Origin of the sequence: Paeniglutamicibacter psychrophenolicus, from assembly GCF_030812255.1 — a bacterium.
Lineage (GTDB): Bacteria > Actinomycetota > Actinomycetes > Actinomycetales > Micrococcaceae > Paeniglutamicibacter > Paeniglutamicibacter psychrophenolicus_A.
Genome location: NZ_JAUSSH010000002.1, coordinates 564,018 through 585,160, shown reverse-complemented (window position 1 = coordinate 585,160; position 21,143 = coordinate 564,018). Strand labels below are relative to the sequence as shown.

The 21,143-nt window shown below is 65.1% G+C and carries 20 protein-coding genes; 4 read left to right on the top strand and 16 right to left on the bottom strand.

Annotated elements, in window-relative coordinates:
* The first annotated feature begins 85 nt into the window (after positions 1–85).
* Together J2T21_RS05715 and J2T21_RS05710 are read left to right on the top strand one after the other, a co-directional pair.
* Positions 86–2,764: a helix-turn-helix transcriptional regulator gene (locus J2T21_RS05715; protein ID WP_071214115.1), complete on the top strand. Its 2,679-nt coding sequence runs from the start codon at positions 86–88 to the stop codon at positions 2,762–2,764.
* A gap of 38 nt (positions 2,765–2,802) precedes the next feature.
* Entirely contained in the window at positions 2,803–3,597 is a 795-nt protein-coding gene (locus J2T21_RS05710) for an alpha/beta fold hydrolase (RefSeq protein WP_307579367.1), read from the top strand.
* 107 nt (positions 3,598–3,704) lie between these two features.
* Here J2T21_RS05710 and J2T21_RS05705 read toward each other — a convergent pair whose 3' ends face one another.
* The 12 genes from J2T21_RS05705 to J2T21_RS05650 all read right to left on the bottom strand — a co-directional run bounded on the left by J2T21_RS05705 (position 3,705) and on the right by J2T21_RS05650 (position 14,985).
* Positions 3,705–3,893, bottom strand: coding sequence for a hypothetical protein (locus tag J2T21_RS05705; protein ID WP_071214117.1), 189 nt, complete (start codon positions 3,891–3,893; stop codon positions 3,705–3,707).
* Positions 3,894–3,960: 67 nt separating this feature from the next.
* Entirely contained in the window at positions 3,961–4,521 is a 561-nt protein-coding gene (locus tag J2T21_RS05700) for a flavin reductase family protein (RefSeq protein WP_307579364.1), read from the bottom strand.
* Positions 4,522–4,690: 169 nt separating this feature from the next.
* Positions 4,691–5,545: a catechol 1,2-dioxygenase gene (catA, locus tag J2T21_RS05695; RefSeq protein WP_307579362.1), complete on the bottom strand. Its 855-nt coding sequence runs from the start codon at positions 5,543–5,545 to the stop codon at positions 4,691–4,693.
* Positions 5,546–6,003: 458 nt separating this feature from the next.
* Entirely contained in the window at positions 6,004–6,282 is a 279-nt protein-coding gene (gene catC / locus J2T21_RS05690; RefSeq protein WP_071214120.1) for a muconolactone Delta-isomerase, read from the bottom strand.
* Between the two features lie 33 nt (positions 6,283–6,315).
* Positions 6,316–7,416 (bottom strand): enolase C-terminal domain-like protein, encoded by a 1,101-nt coding sequence (locus J2T21_RS05685; protein WP_071214121.1) that lies wholly within the window; start codon positions 7,414–7,416, stop codon positions 6,316–6,318.
* Positions 7,413–8,306 (bottom strand): LysR substrate-binding domain-containing protein, encoded by an 894-nt coding sequence (locus tag J2T21_RS05680; RefSeq protein WP_071214501.1) that lies wholly within the window; start codon positions 8,304–8,306, stop codon positions 7,413–7,415. Before J2T21_RS05680 ends, J2T21_RS05685 begins: the two co-directional genes overlap by 4 nt.
* Before the next feature lie 163 nt (positions 8,307–8,469).
* Positions 8,470–9,108 (bottom strand): phosphoribosylanthranilate isomerase, encoded by a 639-nt coding sequence (locus J2T21_RS05675; protein WP_307579357.1) that lies wholly within the window; start codon positions 9,106–9,108, stop codon positions 8,470–8,472.
* A gap of 42 nt (positions 9,109–9,150) precedes the next feature.
* Complete coding sequence (locus J2T21_RS05670) at positions 9,151–9,963, bottom strand: hypothetical protein (protein WP_307579355.1); 813 nt, start codon at positions 9,961–9,963, stop codon at positions 9,151–9,153.
* 158 nt (positions 9,964–10,121) lie between these two features.
* A complete protein-coding gene (locus J2T21_RS05665) occupies positions 10,122–11,549 on the bottom strand; it encodes a dihydrolipoamide acetyltransferase family protein (RefSeq protein ID WP_307579353.1) in 1,428 nt (475 codons plus the stop codon).
* Positions 11,550–11,614: 65 nt separating this feature from the next.
* Positions 11,615–12,595, bottom strand: a complete 981-nt coding sequence (locus J2T21_RS05660) for an alpha-ketoacid dehydrogenase subunit beta (RefSeq protein WP_307579351.1) — start codon at positions 12,593–12,595, stop codon at positions 11,615–11,617.
* Complete coding sequence (locus J2T21_RS05655) at positions 12,592–13,740, bottom strand: thiamine pyrophosphate-dependent dehydrogenase E1 component subunit alpha (protein ID WP_307579349.1); 1,149 nt, start codon at positions 13,738–13,740, stop codon at positions 12,592–12,594. Before J2T21_RS05655 ends, J2T21_RS05660 begins: the two co-directional genes overlap by 4 nt.
* Positions 13,741–13,863: 123 nt before the next feature.
* Complete coding sequence (locus J2T21_RS05650; protein ID WP_307579347.1) at positions 13,864–14,985, bottom strand: histidinol-phosphate transaminase; 1,122 nt, start codon at positions 14,983–14,985, stop codon at positions 13,864–13,866.
* Between the two features lie 121 nt (positions 14,986–15,106).
* Between J2T21_RS05650 and J2T21_RS05645 the strand changes: the two genes are divergently transcribed.
* Complete coding sequence (locus J2T21_RS05645; RefSeq protein ID WP_307579344.1) at positions 15,107–15,499, top strand: phage holin family protein; 393 nt, start codon at positions 15,107–15,109, stop codon at positions 15,497–15,499.
* 43 nt (positions 15,500–15,542) lie between these two features.
* On the opposite strand, the gene J2T21_RS05640 is transcribed toward J2T21_RS05645, so the two are convergent.
* A complete protein-coding gene (locus J2T21_RS05640) occupies positions 15,543–16,967 on the bottom strand; it encodes a hypothetical protein (protein WP_307579342.1) in 1,425 nt (474 codons plus the stop codon).
* A gap of 26 nt (positions 16,968–16,993) precedes the next feature.
* Complete coding sequence (locus J2T21_RS05635) at positions 16,994–17,314, bottom strand: hypothetical protein (RefSeq protein ID WP_071214129.1); 321 nt, start codon at positions 17,312–17,314, stop codon at positions 16,994–16,996.
* 202 nt (positions 17,315–17,516) lie between these two features.
* Here J2T21_RS05635 and purB point away from each other — a divergent pair, with 202 nt between their 5' ends.
* Positions 17,517–18,926, top strand: coding sequence for an adenylosuccinate lyase (gene purB, locus J2T21_RS05630; protein ID WP_307579339.1), 1,410 nt, complete (start codon positions 17,517–17,519; stop codon positions 18,924–18,926).
* Positions 18,927–19,061: 135 nt separating this feature from the next.
* Here purB and J2T21_RS05625 read toward each other — a convergent pair whose 3' ends face one another.
* Together J2T21_RS05625 and J2T21_RS05620 are read right to left on the bottom strand one after the other, a co-directional pair.
* Positions 19,062–19,901 carry a hypothetical protein gene (locus J2T21_RS05625; RefSeq protein ID WP_307579337.1) on the bottom strand — a complete coding sequence of 280 codons (840 nt, stop codon included), beginning with the start codon at positions 19,899–19,901 and terminating at the stop codon, positions 19,062–19,064.
* Positions 19,882–20,973, bottom strand: a complete 1,092-nt coding sequence (locus J2T21_RS05620) for a hypothetical protein (protein WP_307579334.1) — start codon at positions 20,971–20,973, stop codon at positions 19,882–19,884. The genes J2T21_RS05625 and J2T21_RS05620 overlap by 20 nt, the downstream gene beginning before the upstream one ends.
* Between the last annotated feature and the right edge of the window lie 170 nt (positions 20,974–21,143).

Sequence of the window (21,143 nt, the reverse complement as noted above, 5' to 3'; positions counted from 1 at the left end):
CCAACCGACCATTGGGGGGCTGCGTGGACAATGATGTCCACGCAGCCCCGTCTGTGTACATTGAAAGATTGGTAGACGCGGAACCATGGATCAACAACGGTCATTGGCCTTGATGGCTCGCTTGCTGCAAGCCGCCGAGGGATGTGCCGCGCAGCTGCTCATCCTGCGCGGCCCGGCCGGGTGCGGAAAGAGCACCGTGGCCAGGCGCTTCATGGAAAACAACAAGCATCTTGCCGCCTGGACCTCCGGCGGGGCCCGCTGGGAGAGGGAACTGCCAGGATCGGCCCTGCAGGAAATGCTGGGTGCCTCCGGCACCGCGGGTCCCGACCCGCTGCCCGAGGCCCTGCTCGCCTTCCTCCAGGCGGTCGGCAAGCGCACCGGCATCATCCTGGTGGAAAACCTGCAGTGGGCGGACGCCGAATCCCTCGCCGCACTGCTGTTCGCCTGGCGGCGGCTGCGCAACGAACGGGTGCTGGTGATCCTGACCCTGCGCCAGGAGGAAGCCGCGTTCCTCCCGCCCGGAGCCCGCGAACTCATCGAATCGCCGGGCAGCACCACAATCGAGCTGGATCCCCCGAGCGGAGCGGCCCTGAGGGAAATCTCCGTGGCCCGGCTCGGCATCGAGCTCACCGCAGCCGCGGCCGACCAGCTGGCCGCCTACACCGGCGGAAACATGCACACGGCCCTGGACCTGGTCAGGGAGAATCCCGAGGAAACCTGGAACCAACCGGGCCGCCGGTTCCCGGTGCCCCGTGCGTTCTCCGCCGACACGGCCGCGCGGCTGGGCGGGCTCTCGCCGGATGCCAGATCCCTCGTCGAGGCCGCCTCGGTGATGGAGTACGGCGCACGGCTGGACGCCGTGGTTCGCTTGGCCGGAACCGCGGACCCGCTCCCGCTGGTGGAGGAATGCGTGGCCTCCGGGCTGGCGTCCGTGGCGGGAACCGGCGGAAACCTCTCCTTGGTGTTCCCGGGACTGATCGCCCAGATGGCCGTCTACCACCTGATCCCGCTTTCGCGCCGTCTGGCCTTGCATGCGGCTGCTGCCGACACAAGCGAGTCCGAAGGAACCGCCCTGGCCCACCGGGCCGATGCCACGTTGCTCTCGGATCCCGCGCTGGCGCACCTTTTGGAGCGCTACGCCCAAAGACAGGCGAAAAAGGGGCAGTGGGCCTCGGCAGCGGTGGCCCTGCATCGGGCGGCTGGCCTGGCGACGGACCGGGAACACCGCGATCCGCTCTTCCTGCGTGCCGTGGACGCCACGGTGGCCGCAGGCGACCTGCCCGGCGCGCTGGCCTGTTCGGACGAGCTGGCTTCCCTGGCCGCCAGTCCCGCACGCGACCTGCTTTCGGGCTACATCGCGATCCTCCGGGGCCTGGCCAACACCGCCGGTTTGTGGCTGGCCAGCGCCTGGACCGGCGCCGCGCACTCGGGGCTGACCGAGATCATGGCCACCGTCGCCCAACGCCGGGTCCTCGACGCTCTCTGCCGGATTGACGGGCCAGGTTTGGTGGATTGGGCGGAAAAGACCCTGGAGCTGGCCAGCCCGGAAAGCACGTTGGCCGTCGAGGCCTCGGTCATCCAGGGACTGGGTCTGGGCATGGTCGGCGAAACCATGCGGGGCGAGGAAATGCTGACAGCGCTGCTGTCCACCCTGCCTTCGGGTGCCCAGCGCCAGCGCGCCGAGATGTCGCTGGGTTGGTTGCATGTTGCCGGGGACCAGGTTGAGCTGGCCCGCCACGAACTTTCCAGCGCCAGCTCGACCGACTACAGCGAAGGTTCCCACCGCATTGCCCTGTGGGCCAGGGCCTGGCTGGCCCGGGCCGAGTTCGCCTCCGGGGACTGGGACGAGGCGCTGGAGACGGTGCGGGCAGCCATCGTCCTGCAGGAGCGCTCCGGCATCGAGTTGATGCGCCCGTTGCTGCACCACACCGCGGTGCTGATCCATTCCATGCGCGGCGAACAGGACGAGGCCCAGGCCCACCTGGCCAAGGCCTGGGCACGCACCGGAAGCTACGAAGTGATGCAGGTGCCGTACCGCATGGCGCGTGCCTCGGCCGCCAGGGCCCGCGCCGACCACGACGAGGTCATTCTGGCCCTCGAGCCATTGTTGGCGTTTGACCGTTCCGGCGGAATCGACGAACCGGGTTTCTGGCCCTGGCAGGACCTCTACCTCGATGCCCTGGTCCGCAAGGACCGCCTCGAGGAGGCCGAAGCGTTGCTGGACCCGTACGAGGCCCTGGCCCGGGCACGCAACCACCGCTCGACCACAGCGCGCGCCCTGGTGGTGCGCGGACAGATCCTCAGTGCGCGCGGAGAGATCGACGGAGCGCGGGCCGCCTTCGACGAGGCCCTGGCCAAGCTGCAGGGAACCGCCCTGCCGGTGCTGCGGGCCCAGGTCGAGTACGCCTACGGGCAGGCCCTGCGCCGGGCGGGCAAGCGCGGGGACGCCGTCGGACCGCTCACCCGGGCGCTGGCCGGTTACACCCAATTGGGTGCCACGATCTACATCGAACGGTGCAACCGGGAGCTGCAGGCCACCGGCATCAGCGTTCCGCGCCGCGACGCCGCGGATTGGTCGACGCTCACCTCCCAGGAAAAGGCGGTGGCTTCGCTGGTCTGTGCCGGGGCGAGCAACAAGAAGGCCGGCGAGGAACTGTTCATCGGCGCCAAGACCGTCCAGTACCACCTGACCCGGATCTACGCCAAGCTCGGGGTGACCTCCCGCACCGAGCTCGCCGCCCGGTACCGGGAGTCCGACGGGTAGGCATGGGCAGGAGGGAACCCCGGGCGTAGCCTGAAACCATGGGATCCAAGGCGCACAAACTCACGCTCTCCACCGGCATCGAGGTGCCGTGCTTCATCGACGGGGATCCGGACGCCCGGCCGTTGCTGTTGCTGCATGCCTGGGGCGAGTCCTTCGAGAGCTTCGACCGCCTCGCACCCCTGTTGGCCGGCTTCAGGATCTACGCTCCGGACCTGCGCGGCCAGGGCGATGCGGACAAGCCGGAGGACGGATATTCGCTGGCGGAACAGGCCGCGGACGTGGCCGCGATCCTCGATGCGCTCGAGGTCCCCCGGGCCTTCGTCCTGGGTTCCTCGAGCGGCGGCTATGTGGCCCAGGCGCTGGCCGCGGGCCGCCCGGAACGGGTCGCGGCCCTGGTGCTGGTCGGCGCTCCGCTGAGCCTGCGCGGCTGGCCCGCCTTCGCCGATGAAGTCGAGACACTGGTAGACCCGATCGGCGCGGCGTGGGTCCGCGAATCGCTCACCTGGTTTCCGCTGCTGCACGAGGTGCCCGCCTGGTTCATTGACGACCGCGTGGACGACGGAACCAGGATGCCCGCACACGTGTGGCGCGCCATCCTTAAGGGATTGTGCGAGGCCGCACCGCCCACCGAATCGGGAACCATCGCGACACCCACGTTGGTCCTGTGGGGCGGGCACGACCACCTGCTGTCACTGGCCGATGAGCAGGCCCTGGCCGCGCGGATTGCCGGTTCGGTCCTGAAGGTCTATCCGGACACCGGACACCTGGTGCTGTGGGAATGCCCTGAACGCGTGGCGGCAGACACCACGGATTTTCTCCGCTCGGTCGGTTGACGGGTCGCGGTGCGCTCGTGGTCGAGCACCTGACGCACGAAAGGCCCCAGCCAGCGTCTTTGCTGTCTGGGGCCCTTCGCTGGTCCGTACCGCTCGGGACGCAAGGTTTATGCGGCAAGCAACGCCGGGTGGTTTTCGGCCGCCGGCAGTGCAGGGTGCCGGGGTTCGGGCTCGGCTTCGGGCATCCACCCGGTCCAGGCCCAGTGGTTCAGCACCGGTGCGGTCTCGGATATCGGCCGCACGTTGGCGGAGGGACGCTGGTTTCCTGCGGTCTTTCGCCGTGTTGGGACAAACATGGTGTGCTCCTTTGTGGCCAGGTGGTGCATGGGCTGTCGGTTGGCCTGCGCCGGGCGGCGCAGGGTCTCACTGGTGTTGCGGAACGAATGGCTGGAAGGCCTTGGCGCCGGCGAACCAGCTTTCGCTATCTCCGCCCAGGAGGCGTTCACCGATGCGGTGAAACGTGCCTTCGTGGAAGAGCAGCGGCTCGGCATCGCCGATGGTCAGCGACGTCACTTCGCCGACCACGATGATGTGGTCGCCGCCGTCGTAGTGGTTCCAGGCCCGGCATTCCAGCGTGGCGGCGTTGCCCACCAGCACCGGGACGTTTCCGTTCAGGACCCATTCCGGTTCGCGGTCCAAGGGCTGGCCGGCGAAGTGCCTGGCAACCTCAAGCTGGTCCGCGGAGAGGATATTGATGGCGAATGAGGACCCGTCGAGGTGCTTGGCTGCCCTCGAGCTGCGGGTCAGCGTGATCTGTGCCAGGGGCGGGTCCACCGACACCGCGGCGAACGCGGTCACCATGGCGCCGTAGGGATGTCCGTCCGTGCCCTGCGTGGTGACCACGGTGACGCCGGTGGTGAATTGGCCAAACGCGCTGCGCAGTTCACTGATATCAACCGAGTTCAACATGGATTCCTGGGTCATTGCTGGTTCTCTTTCGCATGTCTTGCCGGGTTGCGACGGTGGTCTTGGTGTTGTCTGGGTGCCCGGCTGCGGCACCGCTCGCGGCGCCGCGGAAGTGCGGGGGTACGACAACGGCGGGGTCCCCGGGACATGTCTCCGGGAGCCCCGCCGTGACGAGGGAGGCGAGGACCTACTTGGCTACGGGATCAAGCACGAAGTCGTAGGTGGTCTGCACGCCGGTGCCTTCGGTGGCCGGCTGGATGTCCAGCAGCAGCTCCGGCTTTACCGCGGTGGCGATGTCGTCGTCGTTGTGCTCGTCGCCCGGGAAGTACAGCTGGGCGGTGAGCAGTTCGAAGCCGGGGGCCGAGACCTTCAGGTGCAGGTGGGCCGGGCGCCAGGCGTGCCAGCCGGCGGCGGCGATCAGCTGGCCGCAGGCGCCGTCGGTCGGGATCTGATACGGGGCCGGCTGCATGGTGTTGATCTGGAAGTTGCCTTCCGCATCGGCAATGAAGGTGCCGCGCAGGTTCCACTCGGGGATGTTCGGTGCGAACTGCGAGTAGAAGCCCTCTTCGTCGGCGTGCCACAGCTCGATCTTCGCATTCGGCAACGCGCTGCCGTCGGTGCTGCGGACCTGGCCCTGGAAGAGCAGCGAGGTGCCCTTTTCGTCGTCGCGCATCTGGATGGTGGCCGGGGAGTTCTGCTCAGGAGCCTCTGGCACGTAGTACGGGCCCTCGATGGAGCCCTTGTTGCCCTCGCGGTGGTCGGTGGCGACCTCCTCTACGGAGTGCTCCAGCCAGACGTCGAGGAACAGCGGCCATTCGCCGTCGGCGCCGACCTTGATCAGCCATGCCTTCAGGGCATTGAACTCGTCGTAGCTGACGCGCTCTTCGAGGACGATGTCGTTGGCGGCCTTGATCAGCTTGCTGGCCAGCAGGTTGACGCGCTCGACATCAACCGTGAGGGAAGAGGTCTTGCCCGATTCGCGGAATCGGTCGGTGGCTGCGTTGCCTGACGATGCTGCGCTGGCGGTGGTTTCGGTGCTCACGAGTTGCTCCTTCTATCTCCTGCTGGAGGGGTGTTGTTGCGCTGGACGCCGGTCACATGGTCCGGTGATTGCTGTCACAGCGACTTTCCATGCCTTCAATCTATGACGGTTATTAGGAAGAGGGAAATACTTCTTTTCGCTACATTCAGATGTTCTGCATATAAGTCAACGGTTTCCACGGTTGAACGGCCCCGACGACCGGATCGCGCCCGATCCAGGATGCGGAGGAGATCATTCAACCATTGCATCGCGGGTGCTGTGAAGCATCGATGTCCGCGGCCTGGACGCCCGGTCCAGGCTTCCCGTCATGACCCCTGTTCGGAAGGCGGGCCCAGGCGAGAACAGTGCGCCGGCGGGCCCGCGCGCGTCCTCCAACGACAACGGTCCGTGGCGCCGGGGCACGCATTAAAGCGCGTCCCGACGCCACGGACCGGGTGGCGTTCTAAAGAAGACCGGTGTCAGCGAATCGAGTTCGGGTGCTTGGCAAGCGGCGTGACCTTGATCTTCATGTACGGGTACATCGGGAACCCGCTGAGGATCTGGTGCAGCTCGTCATTCGACTCGACATCGAACAGCGAGTGGTTGGCGTACTCGCCGACGATGCGCCAGATGCCGGCCATCTTTCCGCTGCCTTGCAGCGATCCCGAGTATTCCTTCTCGCGGACCTGGAAATCGGCGATCTGCGCCTCGGTCAGGTGTGGCGGGAACGTTACGTCCATGCGGGCTAGGAACAACATGTCTTCTCCTGGAGTAGGCGTTTTGGGTAGGTGCTAGTTCTGGCGGTAGCGGGTGAGCTTGTCCTCGTCGACGGCCGCGCCGACGCCCGGGACGTTGCGCACCGAGATGCGGCCGCCGTTGATCCGGATGGGTTCGGCCAGCAGGTCGTCGGCCATGTCCAGGAAGTTGGACAACTCCCCTGCCCGGCGGACGGTGGCCTCGTGGGCGGCACCGAAGGTCACGGTGGCCAGCGAGCCGACCTGGGTGTCGATCTGGTTACCCATGGTGACATCCACGCCCAGCCCGGTGCACAGGCCCAGGATCTCGGTGGCTTCGGTGAAGCCGCTGCGGGCGGTCTTGATGCAGATCGCGTTGGAGCCGCCGGAGAGCAGCTCGCGCGAGACATCCCCCGCCGTCGGCACCGATTCGTCGCCCACGATGGGGATCGGGGACTTCTCCACGAGGCGACGGCGGCTCATGGCTTCCTTCGCGTCGCAGGGTTCCTCCAGGGCCGTCAGCCCCAGGCCCTCGGTGCGTCGCAGCACCTCCATGGCTTCGTTGGCGCTCCAGCCGCGGTTGGCATCCAGGTAGAGTTCCACGTCGTCGCCGAGCCCGGCGCGCAGCACGTGGCAGGCCTCGATGTCCAGGGCCAGCGGGCGGCGTCCTACCTTGAGCTTGAAGGTGGTGATGCCATATTCCTCGCCGAAACGCAGCGCCTCGTCGAGCAGTTCCTGGGCCGGCTTGAACCCGAGCATGTGCGAGACGCGCATCGAATCGGTATAGCCGCCCAGCAGCTTGTGCACCGGGGTCCCCAGCGCCTTGCCCATCAGGTCCCACAGCGCGATGTCCACGGCGCCCTTGGCCACCTGGTTGTGGATGGTCCGGGCCATGACCTCATGGACCTTGCCGCGGTCGAATGGATCGAGCCCGATCAGTTGCGGGGCGAAGACATTCTCGATGATGGTGATGATCGATGCCTGGGTCTCGCCGTAGGTGTAGGGGCGCGGCGGGGCGTCGGCCTCGCCGATGAGTCCCTCGTCCGAATGGATGCGCACCAGCACGTGCTCGGCGTCGGTGACCTCCCCGCTGGCAAACTTGAGCGGGTGGTTGTAGGGAATCGAATAGGGAATCGCTTCAATGCGCAGGATTTTCACGCTTGGTTTCCTTCCGTGGTGGCTGGAGTCTCGAAGAGGTCCAAGAACTTCTTCAGCAGGGCTGTTTCGTTGTCGGTCTTCCAGGCAACGGCAAGGTCGACCGCTGGCGCATTGCGCAACTGGCGGAAGACGATGCCTTGCAGGGCAAACATGCGTCGCGCGGTGGGGACCAGGGCAACGCCCATCCCGGCGGCAACGAATGAAAGCAGGGTGGAGGTTTCCTGGGTTTCCTGGACGATCCGGGGGCTGAACCCGGCCTGGCGGCAGGCCTCGGTGGAGATGGCATTCACCGCGGAGCTCAACGGGTAGGCGATGAATGGTTCATCAGCCAGGTCCGCGAGCTCAAGCAGCCCGCGCGAGGCCAGTTCGTGGTCCTCGGGCAGGGCCACCACCAGTTCGTCCTTCTCCAGGAATTTCAGGCTCAACTGGTTCGAACGGATCGGCGGGCGCAGCACCGCGACGTCCACGCGCTGCTCTTCCAGCGCGATTTCCATCTCGGGGGTGAGCATCTCGCCCTGCACGCTCAGGCGCAGGCCCGGCATGTGTTTCCGGGCGGCCTGCACGATGATGGGCATCAGACGGTAGGTGGCGGTGCCGGACACGCCAACCCGCAGCACGCCGCTGGCTCCCTGGCCCACGAGCTTGACGTCTTGTTCGAGCTTCTCGATCTCGGCCAGCAGCAACCTGGCCCGGGCCAGGAGCAGTTCGCCGGCAGCGGTGAGGTCGACCTTGCGGGTGGTGCGCACCAGCAGCTGGGTGCCCAGCTGCTCCTCGAGCGCCTTGATCTGTTGGGACAGCGGGGGCTGGGCCATGTGCAGGCGTTGCGCCGCGCGGCCGAAGTGTTTTTCCTCGGCCACGGCAATGAAGTAACGCATCTGACGCACTTCCACGTCGTCCACCCTCCGGTCGCGGGCACTGATGTGCTCCACTGCCAGATTAGGACGCAAAGATTACTTATGGGAAATACATGTATCGGCTCGATTCAGAGCCAAAAAGTATCAGTCGTCGGCGTGGCCGCCATTCCAGCATCCTCCGGGGCGAAGGACGCTGCGCCTATTGGGCCGTGGCTTCGGCGGACCGGGCCGCGGCGACGAATGCCTCGATCAGCCCGATGTCCTTGGTACCTCGGTTGGATTCGACCCCGGAAGAGACATCGACCCCGGCAGGCTGCAGGGTCTGAACCAGGCGCGCGACGTTGCCGGGGTTCAGCCCCCCGGCCAGTATCCAGGTTCCGGCGGGCGGTTCCGCCAGCAGCTCCGAGGCGTCAAAGGTGACCCCGGCGCCCGGTTCCACGGCGTCCAGCAGGATCCGTTCGGCCTCCCAGCGTTCCCGTTCCGCCGGGGCCAGCGCCCGGTAGTCGTCGAAGGAAAGGGCCCGCAGCGTCGCAAACCCCTGCTCGCGCAGTGCCTGCACATCCGCGTAGGGCTCGTCGCCATGCAGCTGGACGGTGCCCACGCCGGCCCGCTTGGCGAGGTCGATGACCTGGTCCAGCGGCTGGTTGCGGAAGACCCCGACGGTTTCGACGTCCGCGGGCACCCGGGCGACGAGCGTCTTGACGAGTTCCGGGTCCACGGTCCGGGGGCTGCCGGGGGCAAAGACGAATCCCACGGCGTTCGCACCGGCCTCCACGGCCGCTTCCACGGTCGCGGGAGTGCTCAGTCCACAGATCTTGATGTACAGCTGGTGATTCACTCGGCACTTCCCGGTCGGTACGTGGGTTGGTCGACTTCCATGCTACTTCTGAATCCGCACGCTGAGCATGACGGCCCGCAATTGCCGGTATTCCTTGCTTCGCATGATCTTCCTGGCATCGTCGAGGCTCACCTGGTCGTCGTCGAACCCCAGTTCCTCGGCCAGGTCGTCGGTGCTTGCCATTTGGCTGGCCAGGCCCTTGACCGGGGTGAAGAAGTCCAGCGCCGGGCGCTCGCCGCGCGCCTTGGTGGCGGCGGAGTCGTTGATCATCAGCACGACCTTTTGCTCGGTCTTCTTGCCCGGCGCCTGGATCACCATGTGTTCGAAGAGCACCTCGGCCGGTTGGTGGAAGCCGGCGTCCAGGGGCGTGGATTCCAGGACGGTGCGGGTGTAGGTTGCGATGTCGCCGTCGGTGTCCGTCGCACTGTCGGCCCGGAACTCCGCGATCTCGTCGCCGTCGGAGTTTTCGAGGTCCCACTTGGCGAACGGGTCAGCCAGTGCCTTGGCCGTGGAGTTGCAGTCGCTGCAGTCGTCTTCCTCGATGTTCCAGTCGGCCGGGTACGTGAAGCCCACTCCCTGGGTGCTGAAGCTCTTCCACCCGGTGGTGTCGATCTCGCCTGCGGGGACCCGGGCGCCGGACGCTTGGCTCGAGGCCGCCGGGGTGGGGGTCGGGCCCGGGCTGCCGGAATCTTCCCCGGGGTAGGCGGAGGGCACCTGCGGCGGGCCGAAGGGGCTCGAATCGATGGTGCTCTGGTTCAAGGTCTTGCGGGGTGCGGCATCTGCGCAGCCGGCCAGCAAAACCATGCCCAGCAGCGATGCAACACCGAATGCGGCGGCTGCCCGGTTGATGCTCATCGGTGGTCTCCTTGTGCGCGAGTGCATAATCGGACGTCGATACGCTTTCCACTGTGCCCCAGCACCGGTGGAATTGCCAGCGCGGGAAAGTGCCGCGGCCGGTGCGCGGAATCGCTTCCACACACCGGCCGCGGACCGACAGGTTGTCCCGCTGTGTGTCAGTCCAGCAGCAGCGCCGGTTCCTGCATGATGGCCGCCACGTCCGCCATGAAGCGGGCCGACAGGTCCCCGTCCACCACGCGGTGGTCGAAGGATCCGCCCAGGGTGGTGATCCAGCGCGGCACCACTGCACCGTCGACGACCCACGGCTTCTGTCGGATGGTGCCGAAGGCGACGATCGCGACCTCGCCGGGGTTGATGATCGGTGTTCCGGTGTCGATGCCCAGCACGCCGATGTTGGTCACCGTCAGGGTGCCGCCGGCCATGTCGGCCGGGGAGGTCTTGCCGGCGCGGGCGGTCTCGGCCAGGTCGTTCAGCGCGATCGCCAGCTCGCGCATGGACAGGTTCTGGGCTTCCTTGACGTTCGGGACGATCAGCCCGCGCGGCGTTGCCGCAGCGATGCCCAGGTTCATGAAGTGCTTGACCTGGATCTCGGCGCCGTTCTCGGTCTCCACCCAGGACGCGTTGACCGAGGGGTTTCGGGCGGCCGCCCAGATGACGGCCTTGGCCAGCACCAGCAGCGGGGAAACCCGGATGCCCTCGAAGTCGCGGCTCTTCTTCAGCCGGGCCACGTACTCCATGGTCCGGGAGGCATCCACGTCCACGAAGATCGACACGTGCGGGGCGGTGAAGGCCGATTCGACCATGGCCTTGGCGGTGGCCTTGCGCACCCCGCGCACCGGGGTGCGCACGATCCGCTCGTCGAGCTCCACGCCCTGGGAAGACCAGAACATCGGGGCCGCATCGCGCTCGGCCTCGCGCTGGGACTTGTAGGAGAGCACGTCGTCGCGGGTGATCTCGCCCTGGCCTCCGGTGCCGGTGACCTCGGTCAAGTCCACGCCGAGTTCCTTGGCGACCTTGCGCACCGGCGGCTTGGCCAGCACGCGGTCCACGAAGGCGGCCACGGCGGGCTTGGCCGCTGCGGTCAACCGGGTGGAGGCCTGGCCGATCTCGGCGGCGCGGCGGGAGATGGTGTCGGCCAGCGCGGCCGGGATCACCGGGGCACCCGTTGCGCCCGCGGCCCTGGCGGGCCTGGTCGGGGCCGGGCGGTTGGTGCGGGCACGGCGCTTGACGGCATCGGCCTTGGGACCCGAGCCGACCAGCGGGCCCGGTTCCTCGCTGGCGACCGGGGTGTCGGATTCGGCGATGTCGGCCACCTGGGGCACGTTGGCCAGCGGGGCCGGGCGGGAACCGGCCTCCTCCACCGTGAACAGCGCAGCACCCACGGCCAGGGTCTCGCCCTCGGCGCCGTGCAGTTCCTTGACCACCCCGGCGTACGGGCTGGGCAGCTCGACCAGCGACTTGGCGGTCTCGATCTCCACGAAGACCTGGTTCACGGCCACGGTGTCACCGGGCTTGACTTTCCAACTGACGATTTCGGCCTCGGTGAGGCCCTCGCCGACATCGGGAAGATTGAAGGTGCTCATCGTCTTCACTCCTTGTGAGAAACTTTGCGTCTGCGGTGCGGTGGCAAAGGTGCGCACCTGCGAATTTAGTAGGCGAAGGACCGATCGAGGGCCTCGAGGACCTTGTCGATGTCGGGCAGGTACTGTTCCTCGACCTTGGCCACCGGGTAGGGCATGTGGAAGCCGCCGACGCGGATGACCGGGGCCTCCAGCGAGAGGAAGGCGCGCTCGGAGATGCGGGCGGCGATTTCCCCGCCGATGCCGCCAAAGGTCGGGGCCTCGTGCGTGACGATGAGCCGGCCGGTCTTTTCCACCGACTCGGTGATGGTGTCGAAGTCGATCGGGGAGACCGAGCGCAGGTCGATGACCTCCACCGAGCGGCCGTCCTCGCGCGCGGCCTCGGCCGCGGCCAGGGCGACGGGCACCAGCGGGCCGTAGGTGACGATGGTGGCGTCCTCGCCGGGACGGATGATCTGGGCCTTGAAGGCGTCGGCGGCTGGGTTTTCGGTGTCGACCTCGCCCTTGAGCCAGTAGCGGCGCTTGGGCTCGAAGAAGATCACCGGGTCCTGGCAGGCGGCGGCCTGCTGGATCATCCAGTAGGCGTCGTGCGCATTGGACGGCGCCATGATGCGCAGGCCCGCGGTGTGCGCGAAGAGCGCCTCCGGGGATTCGGAGTGGTGTTCGATGGAACCGATGCCGCCGCCGTAGGGGATGCGTATGACCACGGGGGCGCCGAAGCGGCCCTCGGAGCGGGCGCGCATCTTGGCCAGCTGGGTGGTGATCTGGTTGAAGGCGGGGAAGACGAAGCCGTCGAACTGGATCTCGGCGATCGGGGCGTAGCCGCGGATCGCCATGCCGATGGAGGTGCCGATGATCCCGGCCTCGCCCAGCGGGGAGTCGATGACGCGGTCGGCGCCGTAGCTGTCGATCAGCCCGTCGGTGACGCGGTAAACGCCACCCAGGCGTCCGATGTCCTCGCCGATGAGCAGGGACTTGGGGTTGCTTGCCAGGACCTTGTCGAGTCCGGCGGTGATGGCCTTGGCCAGGGTCATCGTGGTGGTGCTCATCGGGTGGCCCCTTCCTCGGTGGTGTCGGCGAATCCTGCTTCGTATTCCAGGTGCCACTTGAGCTCTTCCTGGATCAGCGGGTGTGCCTCCGCGTAGACGTTGGCGAAGGACTGGGAGAGTTCCGGGTCCGGGAACGCCATGGCTTCGATGCGGACGCGGGTGGCCATCTCGTCGCCGTCAACGGCGACCTGCTTGAAGAACAGCTCGTCGGCCAGGTCGTTGTCCCGCAGGTGCTTCTCCAGGCGGGCCAGCGGGTCGCGGCCGACCCAGGCTTCCTCGTCGGCATCCAGGCGGTACTTGGTGGGGTCGTCCGCAGTGGTGTGGGCGCTCATCCGGTAGGTGACCGCTTCGATCAGCACCGGGCCCTCGCCGCGCCGGGCGCGCTCGAGTGCCCAGCGGGTCACGGCCAGCACGGCCAGCACGTCGTTGCCGTCCACCCGGATTCCGGGGAAGCCGTAGCCGGCGGCGCGGTCGGCCAACGGCACCTTGGACTGCACGTGGAACGGGACCGAGATGGCCCACTGGTTGTTCTGGCAGAAGAAGACGACCGGGGAGTTGAAGCTGGCGGCGAAGACCATGGATTCATGGACCTCGCCCTCGGTGGAGGAACCGTCGCCGAAGTACGCGACGACCGCCTCGCCGTCCTTTTCGAGGCGCTCGGCGTCCCAGCCGGCCTGGTCGCGTTGGATGCCCATGGCATAGCCCGTGGCGTGCGGCATCTGGGCCGCGAGCACCATGGTGTACATGTGGAAGTTGTTTTCCCTCGGGTCCCAGCCGCCGTTGGAGATGCCGCGGAAGATCCGCAGCATCTGTGGGAAGTCGACATTGCGGGTCAGTGCCACGCCGTGTTCGCGGTAGGTGGGGAAGATGTAGTCGGACGGGCGGGTGGCCCTTCCCGAACCGATCTGTGCCGCTTCCTGTCCGCGCAGGGGAACCCACAGGGCCAGCTGTCCCTGGCGCTGCAGCGCGGTGGCTTCCTGGTCGAAGCGGCGGGTCAATGCCATGTCGCGGTAGAACCCACGCAACATTTCCGCGTCGACGTCCTGGATGTAGCTGTCGTACTCGGCGTGTGAGCGACGTTCCCCTTCGGGGGTAAGTAGCTGTATCAGCGCTTGCTCCGAGGGCTCGTGCACGGTGTTGGTCATACCGAGGGCGTCCTTACATACATGAAATATGCCCCATGCGGAATACATTCCCCATGGGGCATATAGCGGGATTGTCTGTTCTAGCCTAACGGTGGATTGCCGCAAACCACGACTTATCCGCGCCTAGGAAAGCGTCGGGGCTTTTGGATAGTTCCGACAAATCTCGAGGAACCGGGTATTGGCCTCAACCTCCCCGATGCTCACGCGGATCCCCTCGTTGCCGAAGGCACGCACTGCCAACGCTTGTTCCGAGGCCAGCTCGGCAAATTCAGCGGTATTGGCACCCAGTTGCAGCCAGACGAAGTTGCCGTCGGCGTCAGGAATCTGCCATCCAAGCTCCCGCAGGCCGGCAACAACGCGGGTTCGTTCGTCAACGACCTTTTGTACCCTTTCCACAACCTTGTCGAAGTGGGCCAGGGAGGCAACCGCCGCATCCTCGGCCACCGAGGAGACAGCAAACGGGGTGGCGACGACCCGGATGTGATTGGTGACTTCGGGGTGCGAGACCGAATATCCCACGCGGAGGTTGGCCAGGCTGTGGGCCTTGGAGAAGGTCCGCAGCACCATCACATTGGGGTGCCTGCGGTAAGTGTCGATCCCGTTGACGGCCTGCGGGTCGCGCACAAATTCCTGGTAGGCCTCGTCGATGACGATCAACACGTTGGAAGGAACCTTGGCAATGAACGCTTCGACTTCCCCTGTGCGCAGCGCAGGGCCGGTGGGGTTGTTCGGTGTGCACAGCAGGATCACCGAGGTGTTCTCGTTGACGGCTGCGGCCATGGCGTCCAGGTCGTGGCGGCCATCCGCCAGCAGTGGAACCTGCACCGGCAGGGCTCCGGCGGTTTCCACCACGATCGGGTAGGCCTCGAAGGAGCGCCAGGCAAAGACCACTTCGTCCTGCACGCCGTCGTCACCCTGGCCGGCAAAGGTGGCCAGGATCTGAGTCAGCGCACCGAGGGATCCGGCGCCGGTGACGATGTCGTCGGCCGGGACCGACAGGAACTCCGACAGTGCATTGCGCAACTTGGTCGAGAGCGGATCCGGATACCGGTTGATCTCGAGTTGGGCCCGGATCGCGTCCATCACCTCGGGGATCGGCGGCAGCGGATTCTCGTTCGAGGAGAGCTTGAAGGCGCTCAGGCCCGGCACCTCACGCGGCGGCTTGCCAGCAGCGTACTTGGGCATCCGACCAATAATGGTGCGGGGCTGGACCGGATCGAGGGGCGCGGGATTTTCGGTGGTCATGCCTTACACCCTATCTGTTGCCACCCAAGCAATCCCCATGTGTCGCATCATTCCTGCCAAGCTTCCGGGAAGACTGTTTCACTGCCGCGAGGCCCGGATGCGGTGTGCCATTATTGGGTCCATGATTGCGTTTATCTTCCGCGTGGTGATCAACGCGCTGGCCCTTGCGGCCGCCGCGTGGGTCGTGCCCGGCATCACCGTCACCACCGCACCGTCCACCGATGCCACGTTGGGCGTGGTCCTGGCGTATCTGGTGGTGGGCTTGGTCTTTGGGCTGGTCAATGCGGTGGTGAAGCCGATCGTGAGCCTGCTGTCGCTGCCCATCACCTGTTTGACCCTTGGCCTTTTCACCTTGGTCATCAACGCCGCAATGTTGATGCTGACCTCCTGGTTGACCCAGTACCTGCCCATGGGGCTGCATGTCGACAGGTTCTTTTGGGATGCCATCATCGGTTCGGTGATCATTTCCATCGTTTCGGCCCTGATGGGCTGGGCCGCACCGGCCAAGCGTTGATGCGCCGCGCATCGGTTCCTGGAACCGTCTGGAATTTCGCTTTCTAGCGTCCCGGGGTGATCCTGGAAAGGCGCTCGCGCTTCTCGTCTTTCTTCGGCAGCTTCATTTCCGGCTTGGGTTGGCGCCCGAGCCGGAAGGAATGCACCTTCCCGCGCCGGGATTGCCCGAACAGGGTTCCCAACAGGCCCAGGGATTCTATGACTCCCGGGTCCTTGGAGCCACGCAAGTCCCTGGCATGCGATTCGTAGTTCTCCAGCTTGTGGGCCTCGCCGAACCCGTCGGTGCCCAATTCGACTGATCCGTCGGGGCCGTCGAAGACGACCGTCAATCTGTTGCGTTCCTCGGGATTCCTGCTCCCATCGGTGCCCGGAACCAAGTCGTTCCTGTCCTCTAGGTGCAGCGCGAGGGTGTCCTCGGGTATCGGGACCTGTCCCGTCGGGGAACCGAATGTCGTCAGGTGCTGGAAGTCGAAGAGTTTGTTGAGATGCTCGTCGTTGACGATGTTCACCGCGTGGATCCCGCCCTGGCTGTATCCGGTGACCACCACGCGGTCCCCGTCGTTGGCACCCGATTTCCGCAAGGCCTCCTCGACGGACGGGATAAGGTTCTTCGAGTCGTTGCCCATCCCCTCAACAATGCCCGTGCCGTCCCAGGGATTGCCCAGTTCCGGTTCCGACTCCGTTCCCCTGATCCGGCGGAACTTCTCGTTGATGTCCTTGAGCGGATCCGACTGCGTACCCGGGATCGTCATGACATAGACGGGCCCCTCGTCGTCCTCGAACCGGGTGACCAGCAGGCTGCCCGGAGGTTCCCGCTCCGCCAGCTTCTGCAGCTCGACCAGGGTTTCGATGGTCCCGTCGAATTGCACGACGCGGTCTGGCCCCTGTCCGCGGACCTTGATGGGCGCCAGGTGCAGGAGGTTCTGGTCACGCAGGAACTCGGTGAGCTGCGGATAGAGCCGCTCGGCCAGCGGGTCCTTGAACATGCCTCCGTGCTCGGTGTCGCGCAAGAACCCGAAGGGGAATCCAAGGATGCTCGGCATCTCGTTGATCAGGTCCTCGGTGGTTTGGGTACGTGGCCGGCCCTTGTTGTTGGCCAGGTCCCACATCACGGTCAGGGGCAACAGGCTCCCGCGTGCCTCGTTCATCCCGCGCTGCGCCGCGAATTCGGCTTGTTCGTAGGTGCTCCGCGCGGTGGCAACCGCCAACGCGAGCACCCCGGCCTCCGCGGCCCGTGCGGTGCACGATCCGGCGGCCTCGGCCAGGGACTGCACGGCGCCGATGACTCGGGCCCGCAGCATCAGCGTGCCCAGCGCCAACATGGCCGCGGGAAATTGCGGGAACCGGGCCAGGAGGGAAGCACCTTCGAGCAGTTCCGCTCCGGTCCGGGTGAGCATCGAGGTGGTTCGTTCGAGTTCGGTCAGGGTGAACCGGATGGATCCCGGTCCCCCGCGTACTTCGTATCCCATGGTCGTTTCGCCTCCTTTTCCCTGTCCTAGAACCCGCCAAGCAACCCGCGCGGCAATCCTCCGGGCGTCACGATGGGCCCCAGGGTGCCCAGGGTGGACAGGATCGTGGATTCGAGCTCGGCCAGGTCTGACCGGGCGGACCAGATTTCACCGCGGGCCGATTCCAGCCGGGTGTCCAGGTCGGCGACCTTGGCTGCCAGTTCGGCAGCCCGGTCCCGGAACGCCCGGCCGGCCGGGGACTCCCATTCCAGGCGCAGCACCTGTTCGAGTTGTTCGCGGGCCCGATACACCGCAGCCTGGGTGGCGACCACCCGCATGAGCATTTCATCGGCGATTGCTTCAAGCATCTTTTCTGCCGCACCCTTTCCGTCTTCGTGCCGGTGGCTCGGTCGTGTTTGTTGGGTTCAAGGCTGACAGCACTCCGGGCCGCCGGAGGACGGATGGCCGCAACATGTGGATAACCAACCGAAACCCAATGCGACCCGTATGCGACGTGCGCGGCGTCACGTCCCGGGCGCCATGCGGATGAATCATGAAAGAATGGGCACCATGGCTGATTCCGCGCGCATTTCACTTGCATCCGAACCCCTCGCCCTTGGTGCCCTGGACGGTCGTTACCGTGCCGCCGTGGCCCCGCTGGTCGACCACCTCTCCGAAGCGGCCCTGAACCGCGACCGCGTCCACGTGGAAGTCGAGTGGCTGATCCACCTGACCGACAACTCCGTGCTGCCGGGCACCTCCCCGCTCACCGAGGCCCAGCGCTCAGCACTGCGCAAGATCGTCACCGACTTCAACGCCGCGTCCGTGGCCGAGTTGGCCGAGATCGAGGCCGTTACGGTGCACGACGTGAAGGCCGTGGAGTACTACATCGGCCGACGCCTTGAGGGCCTCGGCATCGCGAACCTCACCGCGCTGGTGCACTTCGGCTGCACCTCCGAGGACATCAACAACCTCTCCTACGCCCTGGGCGTCAAGGACGCGGTCATGAACGTGTGGCTGCCGGCTGCACGCACGCTGGTCGCCCAGATCACCGCCATGGCCGAGGAATCCCGCGACGTGCCGATGCTCTCGCGGACCCACGGACAGCCGGCGACCCCCACCACGCTGGGCAAGGAACTGGCGGTGCTGGCCTGGCGCCTGGCGCGCCAGCTGGACCGCATCGAAAAGACCGAGTTCCTGGGCAAGATCAACGGCGCCACCGGCACCTATGCCGCCCACTACGCCTCGGTGCCGTCTGCCGACTGGCAGGAAGTCTCGCGCACCTTCGTCGAGGGCCTGGGGCTGACCTGGAACCCGTTGACCACCCAGATCGAGTCGCACGACTGGCAGGCCGAGCTCTACGCGGACATGGCACGCTTCAACCGGATCCTGCACAACCTGTGCACCGATGTGTGGAGCTACATTTCCATCGGCTACTTCGCGCAGATCCCGGTAGCCGGCGCCACCGGCTCCTCGACCATGCCGCACAAGGTCAACCCGATCCGCTTCGAAAATGCCGAGGCAAACCTGGAGATCTCCAACGGCCTGCTCGACACCCTGGGCGCCACCCTGGTGACCAGCCGCTGGCAGCGCGACCTCACCGACTCCTCCTCGCAGCGCAACATCGGCACCGCCTTCGGCCACTCGCTGCTGGCGATCTCCAACGTCGCCAAGGGCCTTGACCGCCTGGACGTTGCCGAAGATGTGCTTGCGGACGACCTCGACCACAACTGGGAGGTGCTCGGCGAGGCCATCCAGATGGTCATGCGCGCCGAGTCCATCGCCGGTGTCGAGGGCATGGAAAACCCGTACGAGCGCCTCAAGGACCTGACCCGCGGCCAGCGCGTCGACGCGGCCCGCATGCAGGAGTTCGTCTCCTCGCTGGGCCTGTCCACCGAGGCCGAGGCACGCCTGCTGGCGCTGACTCCGGGGTCCTACAACGGCATTGCTTCGCAGCTGGTTGACCACCTGAAGAAGTAGTCACTCGAACAAACACAAAAACACAAGCCAATGGCCGCATCCGATTCATCGGATGCGGCCATTGGCTTGTGTACTCCCCGTAAACGGAAAACATATAGAGCGGGCCGGTTGCCATGATGCATATCGCCGCTGCATTCAATCGCCGGGGTACGGCATCAATTCATCGAGCAGATCTTGCGCGAGGAAGCTAACTGATACAGACACTTGTTCCGGTTCACCGATGCCTTCTTCTGCGCGGCCCGCCATCTTTGAGCCCAGAGCATCGGGCCCTAGTGCAAAAAGTTCTCGTAGAGAATCTAGGGACTCGCGAGTAACTTTAGTAGAAAGCTCATTTTCTAGAAGTTTCGAAATGATCGTTGCAAGCGTTTCGGTCTCGGTGGCCCTGAGCAGCCGATAGATATCGTGTGCGTCCTTATCGTTGAGCCGATGCGGTGTATTCACGCGTTCTGCGATTTTATGGAGCTTCGCAACCAACAATGCGCCGGGCCCCGCAACTTTGACGTTAATGGTTCGGTCGTCCGCCGGATCGATCGCTGTAATGTCCATTTTGTCCCAATCGACAAGGGCAGCTTCCAATCCACGAGCGTTTCGGAAGGCATTGGCGTCGTGTGGAGGAATGTTTGCGCTCCGACGATTCGCTCCAGCAAATGCCTGTGGAACCATTAGATCCACCGGAATTCCGTTGGCGCTCACCCAAGCGCCGGGCTGCTTATTCGCCGATGGAAGGAAACCACCGTTTCTCATTGCTGCTTCGACCAACGGGTCGCGTCCAAGCGACCGCGGGTCAATTGCCATATCGCTGTCTTTTGTCGACTCGGCCAAGGCTACATCCAAGCCGCCAGTACGCAGATAGATTGCCTGTGCGCCGATCACAATGACTGATTCCCGGTGTTCTCGCAAAGCTTCCAAAGCATCGAGGAGCGTCGCCCGCGTCATGACCATCAGGTCTTGGGTGTTATCGCCATGACTGCTCATTTTTCATCATCCAGTTCAAGAGTTCTTCCGCTTCCGATGGTGCTCGCCCCGGACCGGTCATGAGATCTACTGCTGTTTGGGTCGGGGCGGCCAGCAGAAGTCCGTCACTTCGTGCGACCCTGCGTTCAAAAACTACGTCGTTTGCCGGCTGAGCCAAGAGGACATTGACACCCGACTCTGCAGGACGCAATCCGTTTTCCTCAGCAAGTTGTTGTGAATCCTGGCAGTAAACCATGGCCGATCTTGCGGGTGCATACGCTTCCCAGTTCGCTGCAGCAATGGAACCAGTGACGGCGTATTCCCCAGATTTATTTCCCGCTACTTTCTCCAGAAACGCTTCAATCCCCCGGGGCGCGTTCCACCGGGTTACACGGTTGGATCGCAGGAACTGGTAGTCCTCGCTCCATCTTCGAAGCAATCGTGGCCACTCAGGAACCAAAATGCTGCGGTCCTCCGTGCGCACAAGTAGCGCTTCGTTTTCAAGGAACTCGACCACTCTGTAGACCGAACCTGTTGAAGCCTTTGAGATGTCCACCAGCTCACGAATCTTCCACGGGCCCGGAAAGTCCAGAAGCGCTCGAACAACTCTGGCGGCAGGAGCTCCCTTAAGCGTCCCTAGTGGGCGTCCCGGCCCACGCCATGGATCACTGTCAGCACCACGATCTGAGATGAATAATGCAGGTTTGTTCGACCTGAGACAGATGTTCCCAGTTAGATCAATATATGAGACCCCCGCTTCCGACAATCGATCCCGAGTCGATTTGGCGAGGTACCGGGTCACCACCATGTCGATGTTTCCAGCATCGGAGTTCTTGTTCCGTGAGATGGTTTCCGAAACAGATGCCACATCCCGTGGCTCGAACCGCGACCGTACATCAATTTGGATCTCTGCACGATGCCCGTCCGGTGCTTCGAGGATCAAGTCTGCAATGGCGTTATCGGCCTTCGAGACGTCCGAGAAGTTGGTGATTGACCAGTCCAAGGGCAACCGATCGCGGAGTATGGATGTCGCCATCGTTAGTAGCTCTTCTGCCCCTTGAGGGGGTGCCATCTTATTTGTTTCTTCGTCCATGTTCAGATAATAACAAGTTTCCGCACGTAACGGAATGGTTCAATTACCTGAACATTTGGAACAGTTCGTCGCCTATAGGCACCACTTGCCAAGGCTTCCGGTTGGATACCCACCGCCGGCACGAACTCACCGATCCCCGACGCGGATTCAACCAACGGATCGTCGTCCGA